The following is a 15,393-nucleotide window of genomic DNA, read 5'->3' as shown; positions in this document are numbered from 1 at the left end:
TATTAAAAAATTGCTTTGATTCCATTAAAACTATTTTTAAAAAAACTAGGTGCTATACTATCAAAATCTTCAAGTATTATGTCCATTAATTTTGGTTTTGGTTTTAATTGATAATCTTTAACTAGTAGATTAGCATTAATTTTCTTAACTTCCTGCAACCATTTTAATGCAGTATCTTCCGAGCCTATAGCATCCACAAGCTTTAACTTTAAAGCCTGACGACCTGAATATACTCGTCCGTCTGCGAGCTTTTTTACTTCTTCGATAGGAAGATTACGCCGCTCTGAAACAAGTTCAAGGAAAAAATTATAAGTATCTTCTATATTTTCCATAATGGCTACCCGCACTGCTTCCGTCAGTTTTTCGGTAAGATTTGGGGCAGCTTTTAATTCACCTGATTTGAAATTATTAAACTTAATCCCCAATTTTTGAGCAAGCTCCGTTACCTCGGCTGTTTGTAGTATTACACCTATTGAACCCGTAATAGTGCCGTTATGGCTAATAATATAATCGCCTCCGAGAGAGATTAAATAACCTCCGCTTGCAGCCATTGTTCCCATAACGATTACTACCGGCTTTTTCTCGGATATTTTACGTAAGATAGTATAAATTTTTTCAGAGCCGACTACCGTACCGCCAGGAGAATTTACGTTAACTATTAACGCTTTAATATGAGAATCATTGATTATTTTTTTGAGCTTTTTATCACGCTTTTCGTCTTCAAGAATTATTTCGTCTATTAATATGGAAGCTATATAGTCTTCATTAATATTAATAGGTAAAACTTCTTGTAGAACAAAATCTTTACCAACTAGTAAGAATACGATAGCAATTAAAATAATAGCTGCTAGCTTCCAAATTAACAAACGAGATTTTATTTGTCTTCTTTCAATTAAATAATCAGGTGTTATACTCATTGGTTCTTATGTTTTTTTAGTTATCCAATTCGATGTCATCCCAGCGTAGGCGGGCAATCCAGCACTTTAAAGCATGTAAAAGCTCGATTTATCTCGCTTTATGATGGAGATTCCTGCTTGTGTAGGAATGAACATAAGGCGTCCACATAACAAGGCTACACGGGAATGACATCAGAGTTATCCAATAAAAAACCTACACGGATACGTAGTTCATGACAACTACAAACCATTCTTAGGGCGTTCAGGACTCTTCATCATCTCAAAAAACTCATTGTTGGTTTTAGTAGTTTCAAGTTTTTTGAGTAAAAATTCTATTGCTTCACTGCTACCCATTGGGTCGATAATACGACGAAGAACCCACATTTTATTTAATATTATTTTATCTACTAATAAATCTTCTTTTCTAGTTCCTGATCTCGTTATATCAATAGCCGGATAAATACGTTTATCGGCAATCTTACGATCTAGAACTATCTCGGAATTACCTGTACCTTTAAACTCCTCAAAAATTACCTCATCCATACGAGAACCGGTTTCAATTAAAGCTGTACCTATTATAGTAAGCGAACCGCCATTTTCGATATTTCTTGCTGCTCCAAAAAATCTTTTCGGTCTTTGTAGTGCATTGGCATCAACACCGCCCGTTAATACTTTACCTGATGACGGCACTACGGTATTATAAGCACGAGCTAAACGTGTTATCGCATCTACTAAAATTACTACGTCTTTTTTATGTTCTACTAAACGCTTTGCTTTTTCGATAACCATTTCTGCAAGCTGTACGTGCCTACTTGCTGGTTCATCAAAAGTAGAGCTAACAACCTCTCCACGCACAGAACGTTGCATATCGGTTACTTCTTCAGGTCTTTCATCTATTAACAGTACTATTAAAAATACTTCCGGATTATTGGTTGTAATTGCATGTGCTATATTTTGTAATAATACGGTTTTACCTGTACGAGGTGGTGCTACTATTAATGCACGTTGTCCTTTACCCATAGGGGCAACAAGTTCAATAACTCGTGTACTAAAATCCTTACTATCTTTACTATTATTTTCAAGTTCTAATCCTAATTTTTCATCAGGATATAAGGGAGTTAAATTATCAAAATGAACACGATGATAAGCTTTAGAAGGGTCTTCAAAATTTACTCTATTGACTTTCAGTAAAGCAAAATAACGTTCTCCGGCTTTTGGAGCTCTGATCTGACCTTCTACAGTATCACCGGTACGCAGACCAAAGCGACGAATCTGACTAGGAGAAATATAAATATCATCAGGACCTGCTAAATAGTTTACTTCTGGCGAACGTAAAAAACCAAATCCGTCAGGTAGTACTTCAAGTACCCCTTCTCCCACTATTAAACCTCCCTGCTCTACAGATTTTTTTAAAATTGCAAAAACTAATTCTTGTTTAAGTAATGAATTAATATTTTCGATTTTTAATGCTTCTGCTTGAGCTTGTAGTTCCTCCGGTAATTTACGTTTTAATTGTTTTAAATTAATAATATTACCGTTCTCTGCAAAATTATTATGATTATTATTGGACTCGGTATTGTTAAGTTCTTCTGTAGATTCTTTATTAGTTGTGTTCATTATTTTATTATTAATAGATTATAATTGAAAAGTTGAGTTAGCAATTAAGTTTAAAGGTAAGTAATATACTTATTTAAAATTAGGAATCAAATTAGATTTTTAGAAAATTTTATTTATTCTTGTGGTTTGAAGAATTATTTATCTTGTTAGCTTATAAGAGCTGTTTATATATGTAAAAGCATATTAACAACGTAATAGCACATTGTCAACTCAAATCGTCATTGCGAGCAGGTATTGTGTTGCATAGACCGGTAAAACTCACTGTGTCACCCCGTGGCACGGGGTCCATAAAAACAATAAAAGTACTAATAATTTTATTATTTTCTTGGATACCGTGGACAAGCCTCGGTATGACATCAAGGACGTTTGGATAAACCAATCCACGTATACTCTACAAATCATTTGATTTTAATAATAACACATTTGAATTAAGTAATGGAGTAAAAATGTTTTTCACTTCGTTTAATAATGCTTTATTACTTATTTCTTGGTTTAGTTCGCTACGTACCGCATCAAATATTTCTCTTAAACTTTTCTCTTCTACCATATATTTAAAAATATATTTAGTGCTTCTAAATATAGACATTGAGATGTTAACATTATTTAATATCCCATTATTAATAGTAAAATTAATAGCATTATTTACTGCTGAAGGATTAGATTCCAAATGCTCGTAAATTTGTTTAGCAAAATTGGCAATATTATGGAAGTACGGTATATTATCAAGGTCATCAAGAGAGGCTACACTATCTTTTTGGTTTGATACGTAAAATGAATGTTTAATAATATTACCGGTAAGTATTTCGGAAATTGCTTCTCTAGTTACTTTATCCATCTTTTGAACTTTTTGCAGCAGTGAAAAATCTTTTATATAATGTTCCGGTCTCAATAAAATTTTTTCTAAAGGATCAAGATAATCAACAAAATTTAAGCCTGCTTTTTTTACGAATTCATATAACTCAGGAACGGAATAGGCTCTATCCTGTTTGTGCAGGAACATGTCATAAACTCCGACGTCACCGAAATTTTGGTAATCTGAAAATAACTCCCAACCTCTTTTATACCAGTTAGTAGCAGGCAAATTATCTAGAATTAGTTTCCCGTTCATTACTTCTTCGACACGGTTTTTAGTATCTTTATTTATCATTTTCATTAAATCCTGAATTTGATAAACACCGGTACGTCCGTATTTAGCATATACCATTAAACCCATACCGCCGGTTGGCTTTAAAGAATCTTTTAGAGTTTTTAAACCTTCATCGGGATTTACTAAATGATGGAGCACACCGGTACAATTTATATAATCGAATTTTCCAAGTTTTAAATTAGGTATATTAAATATTGAATCATTAATCCATTTAATATTTTTAAGTCCTCGTACTTCTGCACGTTTTTGTGCTACTTCCATGCTAGGTTTACTAAAATCTAGATATATTATCTCAGCATTTTTTTTATCTTTTAACTGCTCGGCAAGATAAATAGTTGAATCACCAGTGCCGCCGCCCGCTATTAAGCATCTAAAATTATTATTAAAATTTTCTTTTCCTTTATATAGAAAATGGTTTAATTCTCCTAAGAACTCACCGCAAATTGCAAGTAAACGTTCTTTTTCTTGATTTGGGTCTCTGAAAGGATACGGATAATCTTGATAATGCTCTTGTACTTCTGCTAAGTCTTTGGAAATTGTTGTTTTCTTTGAATCGTTCATAAATATTATTGTTTTTTTAAGTTATTATTATGTAATCGCTTATCTATTTTCGGCTTTGTTGCATGGATCGGTTTACCGTCATTGCAAGGAAAAACTGTAAGTTTTAACGAAGCAATCCAGTAAAAAATTCTGATTTACAGAATTTTGTCATTATTTTTCTAGATTGCTGAGTCGCTTACGGTTCCTTGCAATGATGGTTCAGGTATCCATGCGGGCAACGTTATCTACTCTCTAAGAAGTATATCTTTTATAATTAATTGAATAGTATAATTATTTTGCCAATTATTGGTTTTTAACGTTCCTATTGCGGCAATATTTTTTGCTTTAGGGCTTAATAAAACATCTTCAAATGAAGTTCCTACCGAATTAAAAGCAATAGCAGATAAGGCTTTATTACCAAAGCTTCGCTTATTTGGAACAAGTATACATTTAATATGCTTACTTCCAACGATATCTGCTTTTAATACAAATAAATCATCAAATTTAAATATAGGCTCATGATTTCCTTGACCGAAAGGCTCTAAAGTGTTTAATTCCTCCATTAAATGGAAATTCACACCATTAACCGTTAAATCAATATCATATTCTGCATGCTTATGATTTTCTAGTTTATTTATACTAATTCTAAAAGCATTATTAAAAAAATTCTGCAATTCTTGTAATTTTTCAGCAGTTACGGTAAAACCTGCAGCCATAGCATGACCTCCGCCTGCTATTAGCAAATCTTTGCTTTTAGCATTGATAATCTCAGCACCGAAATCAATACCTAAAATAGAACGGCATGAAGCTTTACCAATCCCGTCATTTAAAGCCACAACCGCTACCGGCTTATCAAATTTTTCTTTTAATCTGCCGGCAACGATTCCTATAACGCCTGGATGCCATCCTTCTTTTACGATAAATAATAAACTACTATCTTGTTGAGTTAAAGCAATTTCTGTTGCCTCTTCTATCATTAATAACTCAATTACTTTACGCTCATTATTATGTTTTTCGAGTTCTTCAGCTAATTTACTTGCTTCATTAGAACAACTAGTAGAGAGGAGATTAGCCCCTAAACTTGATTTTCCTACTCTACCGCCTGCATTGATACGTGGACCTAAAATAAAACCTAAATGATAACATTTCGGTATTTCATTAAGTCCTGCCATATCATATAATGTTTTAATACCAATATTTTGTCTTTGTTGCATTACTTTCAAACCGCTTGCGACAAATGCACGATTTAAGCCTGTTAATGTCATCATATCGCAAACAGTACCAAGAGCTACTAAATCTAGATACTTCATTAGGTTAGGCTGAAGTATTGTTTGCGTGAAATAATTTTGCTTTTTTAAATTCGATAATATTGCAGTTGCAAATAAGAAAGCAACTCCTACGGCGGCCAAATGTTTATATTCGCTTTTTTCATCAATACGATTTGGATTGACTATCGCTACTGCATCCGGTAATATTTCCGTAGCTATATGATGATCGATTACTATAACATCAAGGTTAAGATCTTTTGCGTGTTTTAGGGCTTCGTGTGCCATAGCACCGCAGTCAACCGTAATTAATAGTTCTGTACCTTTATCTTTAATGTTTTGCATAGCAAAAGGAGTAGGACCATATCCTTCAGCTATACGATCAGGAACATAAATATCACATATTATATTTAAATCTCTAAAGACATTTTTAAGTAAAGCAGCTGAAGTAGCACCGTCTACATCATAATCGGCAAAGATACATATTTTTTGGTTATTTAAAATAGCTTTAACGGTTCTATCTACAGCCTTTTTCATATCGAGTAGATGAAAAGGATCAGGTAATAAATTTTTGATTTTCGGTATCAAAAAATTTTCTACTTCCTCTAGATTATTTACTCTTAATGATACTATCCTAGCCAGTAAATCACTAATTTTGAAACTACGACATAACTCGGTGACTATATCTTCGTTAATTAGTTTCTGCTGCCAGATTTTACCGTTTACAGATGCTTGTGTTTTCATTTTACATTGTCATCCCGTGGCTTGACCACGGTATCCATCTTTTTATACTAAAAAATATCTCGGTATTACCTAATTCGCTTGATCACTAAATCCAATTAAAAATGCCAAAATAATTTGGTATACTTTAAATGGTTTTTACTGGATGCTGTGGTCAAGCCACGGGATGACATCGCCTCTATATCTCTGAAAGTTTTTTAGCTTCATCATCTGCAATTAAAGCTTCAACAAATTCATCTAATTGTCCGTTTTTAACTACTTCGTCTATCTTATAAAGAGTTAAGTTTATTCTATGGTCTGATACTCTTCCCTGTGGGAAATTATAAGTACGTATCCGTTCCGAACGATCTCCCGAACCTACCTGCCCTCTTCTACTATCGGCTCTTTCTTGTTCCTTGTTACGTCGTTCTTCTTCATAAATTCTAGCACGTAGAATTTTTAACGCCTTTGCTTTATTTTTATGCTGTGACTTCTCATCTTGTAAGGCTACGGTAATACCGGTAGGGATATGGGTTATACGTACGGCAGAATCGGTAGTATTAACGTGCTGTCCACCAGCCCCTGAAGCTCTATAAGTATCAATTCTTAAGTCTTTATCTTCAATTTTAATATCAACCTCTTCAGCCTCAGGAAGTACTGCAACTGTTGCTGCTGAAGTGTGAATACGTCCTTGTGATTCCGTTTCCGGTACTCTCTGCACTCTATGAACGCCTGATTCAAATTTGAGCTTAGAGAATACATCTTTGCCTTTTATCGACGCCGATGCTTCTTTATAACCGCCTATGCCAGTATCGGAAATTGCTAATATCTCGAAACGCCATCCTTTTAACTCGGCGTATCGTTGGTACATATTGAAAAGTACGGCAGCAAAAAGTGCGGCTTCTTCTCCGCCGCTTCCTGCTCTAACTTCAATAATAGCACTTTTATTATCCGCATCATCTTTCGGTAATAAAGCAATTTTTACAGCTCTTTCAAGTTTTGGTAACGAATTTTCAAGAGTATGTATTTCGTCTTCAATCATTTCTAAAGTGGTATTATCAAGTCCTACTTCTAGCTTAAAATTATTTGCTTCTTCAAGCTCAGATTTAGCTTTATTATATTCTTTAATTTTTACTACAACATCTTCAAGTTCGGCATATTCTTTAGATGCCTTCACAAACTCGTCTCCTATAATGCCGGAAGATAGTTTTTTGCCTAAATTTTCATATTTATCTAAAATTTTTGCTAAATTATCTGAAAAACTCATGTTATTTTATTTTGATTTGTTTTGATTATTGTCATACCGCGACTTGAGCGCGGTATCCATCTTAAAATACTATAATATTAGTATTTTAAGTTGTTTTTATGGATCCTGTGGTCAAGTCACGGGATGACACAGAGATGAAATTGATCCACATGGGCAATGTTCGTAATGACGGCTTATATCAATATCAAAGCGGGGCTTTCTATAAACTTCTTAAACGCTGCCAAGAACTCAGCACCGACTGCTCCGTCTACTACTCGGTGATCGGCAGAAAGAGTTACATCCATAATTGTTGCTATAGTTATTTGATCATTCTTGACTATAGCACGTTTTGCACTAGCTCCGACGCTCATTATACAACTTTGTGGTGGGTTAATTATAGCATTGAAATTTTTAATACCGTACATACCGAGGTTAGAAATGGTAAACCCTCCGCCCTGAAATTCTTCAGGGGTTAATTTATTATCTTTTGCTTTCTTTATTAATCCTTTCATTTCACGAGATAGCTCTATAATGTTTTTTTGATTGGCATTTTTAACTATCGGCGTAACAAGCCCGTTCTCAATCGCTACCGCTACTGAAATATCGATATTATTGTAATATCTAATTGCATCTTCCCCCCAACTAGCATTGGCATTTGGTACTGCTTGTAAAGCTTTGGCTACTGCTAAAATAATAAAATCATTAACCGATATCCTTGTTGATTTATCTTCAAAAAAAGATTTATTAATATCTTCTCTTATATCTAACAATTTATCAACATTACATTCTATAGATAAATAAAAATGTGGAACTGTTTGTTTAGATTCAAGTAGACGCTTGGCTATAATCTTGCGGATATTATTATTTGGTACTAAACGATATTCTTCAGGATTTCTACTAACTATTTTATTATGAACAGTGCTAGGAGTATATGATAAGACATCTTGTTTGACTATTCTACCGTATGGACCGCTACCTTTCACGCTCTCAAGTCTAATATTTCCCATTTTTGCAAGTCTTTTTGCAAGAGGTGAGGCGAATATTTTACTAGCATCATGTTTTATAACTGCTACCTGCTCTTCTAGCTTAGCTATATTCTCGTGGGGTTTTGGAAGGTTAGCATCTGTTTTTGGTGACGGTGATACATTATTATTTTTTGTAATAAACGCATCAATATCCGCTTTTTCTTCTCCTTCTTCACTTAATACGGCAATTAAAGAGTTAACAGGTACATTTTGACTATTTTGTGGGATAACTATTTTGGCCAGTATACCTTCATCTACTGCTTCTACTTCCATCGTTGCTTTATCGGTTTCAATTTCGGCAATTACTTCCCCAGGATTAACTTTATCTCCTTCTTTTTTTAACCACCTAGCTAGATTTCCTGCCGTCATAGTCGGAGATAAAGCAGGCATTAAAATTTTAATCGGCATAATTTGTTTAGATTTGATTTTTTATTATTGTTGTTCTTAATGTCATTGCGAGGAGGCGTTGTTGTATGGCTCATTTTATTTCATTCCCGCGTAGGCGGGGATCCAGTAAAATAACTTCAATATTAATATAGAAGTTACATATTTGATAAAACAAATATATAAAAAACTTGTTTTTTATATATTTTACTGGATCCCTGCCTACACGCGGGAATGAAATCGAGTAGGTTTGACCGATTCATGCAACAACACACAGCCACGTAGCTCATAACGATTTGAGTAGCTATCACACCTTAATATCAGGGCTAACTATCATTATCATCTGCTTACCTTCCATTTTAGCATGCTGATCGATTTTAACGAGTCCTTCGAGTCCTACTTCTATACGTTTAAATAGTTCTTGACCAACCTCTTTATGAAGAATCTCTCGTCCCTTAAACCATAAAGAAATTTTTACTTTATCTCCGTCTTTTAAAAATTCTTTTATTTTTCTTAGCTTAGTTTCAAAATCACCTATACTAATATTAGGTTTAAATTTCATTTCTTTAAGTACGACGATTTTTTGCTTTTTGCGTGCTTCATGCAAACGCTTTTTGCTTTTGTACTTAAACTTACCAAAATCTAGAATTTTACAGACAGGGGGTACAGAATTCGGTGATATCTCGACTAAGTCAAGACCTGCTCTTTCTGCTATATCTAATGCTTCTCTAATATTTACAACGCCGTGCATTTCGCCGTTTTCGCCTACTAGACGAACTTCTTTAGCTCTGATTTCTCTATTAGCCTTAGGAAAATTATTTTTAGAAATAAAATTTCTCCGTATTATGTTTATAAATAAATATATATTGCATTTAACTTATTTTATTTAAAATTACAAGTAAATAAAATATTTTATCTTTAATTTTATTTAGAAAGTTTTAAAAAAATTGAAACTACAAGGCAAATGCCAAATATTAATAAACAGATTCGTGTTAATTTAGCGACTCTTTCCTGTATTTTCAAGTTTTTTAGATCTATAGCATGCTTATGAGCTTGTTCTTTTTGTGCCATATGCATTAATTCCTGTAAAGTACCGGGATAAATACTCTCATATTCACTGATTAAATCAATTGGCGGTAATATATGTTCAAATTTTTTACGGTAAAAATTATTATCAGGCTCATTGATACTCAAAGTCTTAGCATAACCTTTATTTAATCTATTATTTTTGTTAAAAAAACGTTTAGTCTCTTTCATATTCCTTTTTTATTTTTTGAAATGTATATAATATATTACTTTCAACTATTTTAAAATAATCAATTAATTGCATTTCTTTTTTTTGCTGTTGTTTGGCGCTTTTCATATTTATTATATTCTTTAGCTCTGCATATACTAGTTTTATAAAGCTTTGTTTCATTGATTATACTAAATTTATAAAATCTTTTTTTGGTATTAGTGGTTTGCCCCTAAAATTTATAGCATTATTAAATTTATTGCAACAGCTTATAAAATTTTTATCACATCCGGCAATAATTTTTACTTCCTCGGTATCTTTAGCATAATTTGGTATAATATCTTCTAATATAATCATCACTGAAATTGCTTAGAACTTTATTGCTAAAATGATTTTTGCCGAATATAATTTGACCGCCGTTATAATAGCAGTTTTCTTTATCTAAATCTAGTATTCTTAAACTTTCCTTGAGCATTTCTTTAACCTTATATATGCCGCTATATAAAGCTTTATCTATTTGGCATTTACTATTTCCAAAAACTGCTTTACATATTTTGCTATATTGGTTAATTATAGTCTGATTATATTTTACCGTTTCAGGTTTTAAATATATTTTAAAGTTTAAATCATATTGTGTATATAAAGTGCAATAATATGTAACGAAATGCTCAAAAAGCTTGTCAGTATATATTATTATTTTAACAATAGAATTATTTAAATCCATTGTCGTCATAATGCCGTTTTTTTCAAAAATACCTTCCAAAATTATATGATTCTGTGCAGAATCGTTAAATTCCGCTTCTTTGACATCTAAACCGGAATTCGGTGAAAAAACTCTCTCTTCACTTTTTATAGCATGATTACTATTTGTTAAGTTTAATGCCTCACCGCTAGCTAACTTAATTTGAAAACAATAAACAAAATTAGAGAGCTTTGTTATTACTTCTTCAATGGCAATACTCATATAATTACCTCCATCAACTCTATGTTTGATAATTCTATAGAACCGTCATTACAATAAGAATATTCAAAACTATCTATACTAAATCTCACTGCTACGTCAAAAATAAAATCAGCAGTTAAAGTTGTATTTTGTCCTAAAGGCTTCGGTAAGGTTATATTGCCGTCATTATAATCGACTATACCCATATAGTCCTTGCGTTATTAATATACGGAACTACACTATTATTAACCGGTTTAGTAATTACTCGTTCATAAGGAGCAATAGCATCGCTATATATCTTCCTTAGCTGAAATTTATTTAAATTGCCGTCACCTCTAGCGATCATTCCGTTAGTTACTTTATAATCGCCATAATCCCTCAATCTAAAAGCAAAATTACTGCCTTGTCTTGCTTTAAAGAAGCTATTAAATTGCTCAAATTCAGTACTGCTTAACTTTGCATTTTTGATTAAATATTTCTGACAGCCATAGTTGCAGTCTAAATGTCTTGCTTCTCTACCTGATTTAGTGATAGCATGTAGACAATTCCATTTTTCCGACCGCAAAACTTTCAACAAATTCCGGCATGCGTATATCGTGAAAATTCATAAGATACCTAAAATTACATGTGTGTTTTACTGGATTCCTGCTTTCGCAGGAATGACATTAATATTTTTACTAAGCTTGTCCAAATTTTTTACAAGTTTTTTTGGATTGCCGCACGACCAAAGGTCGCTCGCAATGACGACTTGGATATCCATACAGACAACACCTGTCACGCTACTAGATGACACAGAGGGCTTTTCAACAACGCCTGATAATTCATTACCAGTTTTGTATTGACTAAATCTTTGCTAGCTTGCAACTCTATTTTATTTGCTTTTATCCCTGCAACATTTTTAAATGAGTGATGTTCTATTTTATCGCTTATTTTACTAGCAAGGCTTAGAGCAATATTACGATTTTTATCATTAGTAAAAATCCATATTTCAAATTCCCGTTCTTTAAATAAAATACGCATTTTAGTAGTGATATTTTGAATAAATCTTATTTTAAATAGAAAATACCCTTCCGTTATTATATGTCCGAAGCTTATATTTTTTAGAGCAAGGAATTTACTATCGCATAACGGCTTAATTTCGGCATAGCTTATTAATTTCTCTACCCATCTATCTTCCTCCATCCCCTCTCCTGCGATATTTTCTAAAAACTTAATTTGATGCTGAAAATTTTTCACGACTGTTTTTTTGCATGTGTTTACCTTTTAAATAATTTCCGTCATTGCGAGGAAAAACTGTAAGTTTTGACGAAGCAATCCAGTAAAAAATTCTGATTTACAGAATTTTTTACTATTTTTGTTGGATTGCCGCGTCGCCTACAGCTCCTTGCAATGACGACTTCGTATCTACACAGTTATAAGAACCGTATTTCCTAAATTTGTATATTGCGATAAGGCAAATATAAATTTTTACCTCTTTGGAAAGCCCTATACAATTTGTAGCTTGACTATCATACATCTCGGCAATATGTAAGATAATCCCGTGTTTTATAGCGTGCGGAATATTGTTTTTATCGTAACCGCTTATATATTCTACCGTCAGCTCTGCATTACTTAATGCTTTATTTAGAGTTAAAAGATTTTGCTCAATCGAATAATCATCTGCCGCTAAGTCATTTTCTTGGTCTTTAAATTTTTTATAGATCCCGCGATCAAGTCGCGGGATGACACAGTATCTAATTAAAAACCCCAACTTTAATAGCGTCTGGGTTAACAACATCGCCCCTTACTCTCGTCACTGCATAAAATTTCACAAAAGGCTTTTCTGTATAAGGATCACGCATGATATTAATATCGCTTCTATCTACTATTTTATAACCTGCTTTAAAGTCACATACCGCTATAGCATTTCCCTGTTTATCTATAGGAGGCATATCGGAGCTACAAATTACCGGTACTCCAAATATAGTTTGTTTAAAGGAATCCGATAAAGATTGTTGCCAAATAAAACGACCTTGATGATCTTTAAGCTGCTGTATTTTCGATAAGGTAATACGATTCATTAGCAAAGTTGCATTTGCTAAATATTCTTCCTTAAGTGCGTTGATAAAATCAAGCAGCCCATCGGTGATAATTTTATTACCCATCTTAACTTTCTCGATTTTATCATGTTCAGGCGATAAAATACCTCTAGGTTTTTTTATACCGTCACCGTTTATAAACGCATTATTTTCCATTTTAACGAAACTATCATGCAATCTTGCACCTAACAAATTTTCAACCCTAATAGTCGCATCATCAAGTAGTGCTTGGCTAGCTTTCGGCTGTGCCAGCTCATGAACAAAAATACGCTGCTGCTTTAACTTTGCTGCAGGGGTTTCCTCTTGTGCTTCTACCTCACCAATCCAGCCACTGCTAAATTTGCCATCCTCGCTTATTATATCAAGTGTATTTGTAGAGATCGTTTCAATCGAAGCTAACTGCCTCATTGATGATTTAGTATTTATTTCGTTAATGATACTGTTGTATAAAGTCTGTAATATTAAAACACCACCTGCTTCTACTATTCAGAGATGACTTTTGCATAAGCCCATTATCTTCGCCTTTACGCACATCATTAATGACAGCCGTCTTTTGTTCTTGTTCCTCTATATTTATACTATTTGGTCTTTCTAAAATATTTTGCATATTATAGAATTTTTCTTCTAATTCATTGATTTTATTGTTATATTCTACACCTTGATTTTTAGTAATATATAAGATTTTAGTATTCTGATTAGCAGGAAAAGTAACAATGCTTATCTCTAAAAGCTCTGCTTCGGTAATTATTCTCTGTCTTGCATCATTATAAACCAAGTTTTTTATATACAAGCCTATAGATAATCCATCTATTGCTCATTGCTTTATTAGCTCTATCGCTTCTACTCCTGCTTTGACTTTATTATTTATCACCGCTTCCATTTTTAAACCGTGATCATCTTCGGCAAGGTGCGTGATAATCCCTATACGTTTTTTACTATCATGTTGCCAAAGAAATTTTACGTTTTATGGTGAGAAGCATTTGCAACAGCTCATTTAACAAGGATATCATTATGATGATCATGGCAGGCTATTAAGAGGTATTTATACATTTTTCATTCTCAAATTCTCTTCCGATTAAGACCATAATATCTCTAAATCGTGTTATATTTGTATTTTGAAGTTCATACTAAGGTATTTTTTTTATTGCTTCGTCATATAGTTCTATTAAACCTTTAAATGCCTTATTATTACCGGTAAATAACACGCATTTAAAAGTTTTTACAATTTTTAAGAAATTTTGTGTTAAAGTACAAATATTATTGTGAGAAAGACTTTTAAATTTCTTTAATTGCTCATATGCATTTGTTAAAAATGCCTGAGACGCATAACTTGGAGCGCTGTTCTCTTGGGGCATATATTGATCACCTTGTTAAATTAGAGCTTAAGTAGAGGTTAACAAAAATTAAATCTACAATTTAAATTTAGTAATTTTTTTACTAAAAAAAAGTTCGGCAGTGGAAAAAGAGAGTATTTTTTTGGAAGGTAGTTGCAATATTATTCTACCAGTATTATCGATATCTTTAAAAAGACCGGTTATTATATCATTTTGATGTTTGACGCTAATATTTTCATGTAACTTATAAGCATGTTCTAACCATTTTTTTCTAATAAAAGAAAAACCGTTATTATGCCAGATTTGATAATATTTTTCAAAATTCTCTATTAATTTTTCAAGTAAAGCTTGCAGCTCTATAGGCGGTAGGTTTTCGCTTATTAAGCTAGTAGTAGGCTGGTCTATATTATCAGGGTGATAGGTAATATTAATACCGATACCGATAATAAGGTAATAATTATTTTCTATTTTAACAGATTCAAGAAGTATACCGGCAATTTTCCGACCGTTCACGAGAACATCGTTAGGCCATTTTAGTTGTATAATGCCATCCTGTAGCTTGACCACGGGATCCAGAAAACAGCTTACAGCATCATTGGTTGTTGGTTTACTGGATCCCGTGGTCAAGCCACGGGATGACATACAATCATAAACGGCAAGTGCTGTAACAAAAGATAATTGCGGTAATAATTCTAGCTCTTTATCAGGCTTTATTAGTAAACTTACATGTAAGTTACCCGACCTAGACTGCCAGTTTTTGCCGTTTCTACCACGTCCGCTAGTTTGAGATTTGGCTAGTACTGCATAGTTTGAATCAACTTTAGAATTCTTAGCAATTCTCATAGCCTCAGAGCTTGTACTGTCTAGTTTATCAAAAACAATTAGTTTAAATTTACCGATGTTCATTTTTTTAGTAATCGTCATTGCGAGCGGATATTGTTGCGTAGACTGATTTTCAGTCATT

Annotated in this window: 15 protein-coding genes and 2 pseudogenes; all 17 read right to left on the bottom strand. The window is 33.0% G+C overall.

Annotation, left to right across the window (positions count from 1 at the left end):
- Positions 1–2: 2 nt before the first annotated feature.
- The gene (gene sppA / locus A452_RS0103305; protein WP_014412701.1) at positions 3–917 is read right to left on the bottom strand and encodes a signal peptide peptidase SppA; all 915 of its coding nucleotides are present in this window, start codon (positions 915–917) and stop codon (positions 3–5) included.
- Between the two features lie 219 nt (positions 918–1,136).
- Positions 1,137–2,513, bottom strand: a complete 1,377-nt coding sequence (gene rho, locus A452_RS0103300) for a transcription termination factor Rho (RefSeq protein ID WP_014412702.1) — start codon at positions 2,511–2,513, stop codon at positions 1,137–1,139.
- A gap of 391 nt (positions 2,514–2,904) precedes the next feature.
- Positions 2,905–4,221 carry a class I SAM-dependent methyltransferase gene (locus A452_RS0103295; protein WP_014412703.1) on the bottom strand — a complete coding sequence of 439 codons (1,317 nt, stop codon included), beginning with the start codon at positions 4,219–4,221 and terminating at the stop codon, positions 2,905–2,907.
- Between the two features lie 224 nt (positions 4,222–4,445).
- Positions 4,446–6,209 (bottom strand): single-stranded-DNA-specific exonuclease RecJ, encoded by a 1,764-nt coding sequence (gene recJ / locus A452_RS0103290; protein ID WP_014412704.1) that lies wholly within the window; start codon positions 6,207–6,209, stop codon positions 4,446–4,448.
- Between the two features lie 175 nt (positions 6,210–6,384).
- Positions 6,385–7,452, bottom strand: a complete 1,068-nt coding sequence (gene prfA / locus A452_RS0103285; protein WP_014412705.1) for a peptide chain release factor 1 — start codon at positions 7,450–7,452, stop codon at positions 6,385–6,387.
- Between the two features lie 173 nt (positions 7,453–7,625).
- Positions 7,626–8,864: a pyruvate dehydrogenase complex dihydrolipoamide acetyltransferase gene (locus A452_RS0103280; protein ID WP_014412706.1), complete on the bottom strand. Its 1,239-nt coding sequence runs from the start codon at positions 8,862–8,864 to the stop codon at positions 7,626–7,628.
- A gap of 283 nt (positions 8,865–9,147) precedes the next feature.
- Positions 9,148–9,633: a translation initiation factor IF-3 gene (gene infC, locus A452_RS0103275; RefSeq protein ID WP_238533854.1), complete on the bottom strand. Its 486-nt coding sequence runs from the start codon at positions 9,631–9,633 to the stop codon at positions 9,148–9,150.
- 131 nt (positions 9,634–9,764) lie between these two features.
- On the bottom strand, positions 9,765–10,097 hold the full coding sequence (locus A452_RS0103270) for a DUF2335 domain-containing protein (protein WP_014412708.1): 333 nt from the start codon (positions 10,095–10,097) through the stop codon (positions 9,765–9,767).
- A 163-nt stretch (positions 10,098–10,260) separates the two neighbouring features.
- Positions 10,261–10,431, bottom strand: a complete 171-nt coding sequence (locus A452_RS09620) for a phage BR0599 family protein (RefSeq protein ID WP_014412710.1) — start codon at positions 10,429–10,431, stop codon at positions 10,261–10,263.
- On the bottom strand, positions 10,394–11,038 hold the full coding sequence (locus tag A452_RS0103255; protein ID WP_014412711.1) for a baseplate hub domain-containing protein: 645 nt from the start codon (positions 11,036–11,038) through the stop codon (positions 10,394–10,396). The genes A452_RS09620 and A452_RS0103255 overlap by 38 nt, the downstream gene beginning before the upstream one ends.
- A pseudogene (locus A452_RS12790) lies at positions 11,035–11,625 on the bottom strand (phage distal tail protein, Rcc01695 family). Before A452_RS12790 ends, A452_RS0103255 begins: the two are co-directional and overlap by 4 nt.
- Positions 11,626–11,791: 166 nt before the next feature.
- On the bottom strand, positions 11,792–12,253 hold the full coding sequence (locus A452_RS0103245; protein ID WP_014412712.1) for a head-tail adaptor protein: 462 nt from the start codon (positions 12,251–12,253) through the stop codon (positions 11,792–11,794).
- Positions 12,254–12,365: 112 nt separating this feature from the next.
- On the bottom strand, positions 12,366–12,767 hold the full coding sequence (locus tag A452_RS0103240; RefSeq protein ID WP_014412713.1) for a hypothetical protein: 402 nt from the start codon (positions 12,765–12,767) through the stop codon (positions 12,366–12,368).
- Positions 12,751–13,521: a phage major capsid protein gene (locus tag A452_RS11945; RefSeq protein WP_231290017.1), complete on the bottom strand. Its 771-nt coding sequence runs from the start codon at positions 13,519–13,521 to the stop codon at positions 12,751–12,753. The genes A452_RS0103240 and A452_RS11945 overlap by 17 nt, the downstream gene beginning before the upstream one ends.
- A 4-nt stretch (positions 13,522–13,525) precedes the next feature.
- Positions 13,526–14,011 (bottom strand): annotated as a pseudogene (locus A452_RS11940) (HK97 family phage prohead protease).
- A 211-nt stretch (positions 14,012–14,222) separates the two neighbouring features.
- Complete coding sequence (locus A452_RS0103230) at positions 14,223–14,450, bottom strand: hypothetical protein (protein ID WP_014412714.1); 228 nt, start codon at positions 14,448–14,450, stop codon at positions 14,223–14,225.
- A 54-nt stretch (positions 14,451–14,504) separates the two neighbouring features.
- Positions 14,505–15,335: a biotin--[acetyl-CoA-carboxylase] ligase gene (locus A452_RS0103225; RefSeq protein ID WP_025999559.1), complete on the bottom strand. Its 831-nt coding sequence runs from the start codon at positions 15,333–15,335 to the stop codon at positions 14,505–14,507.
- Between the last annotated feature and the right edge of the window lie 58 nt (positions 15,336–15,393).

The sequence above is a fragment of the Rickettsia australis str. Phillips genome (assembly GCF_000273745.1).
Taxonomy (GTDB): Bacteria; Pseudomonadota; Alphaproteobacteria; order Rickettsiales; family Rickettsiaceae; genus Rickettsia; species Rickettsia australis.
This window is presented reverse-complemented; position numbering and strand designations above follow the sequence as displayed.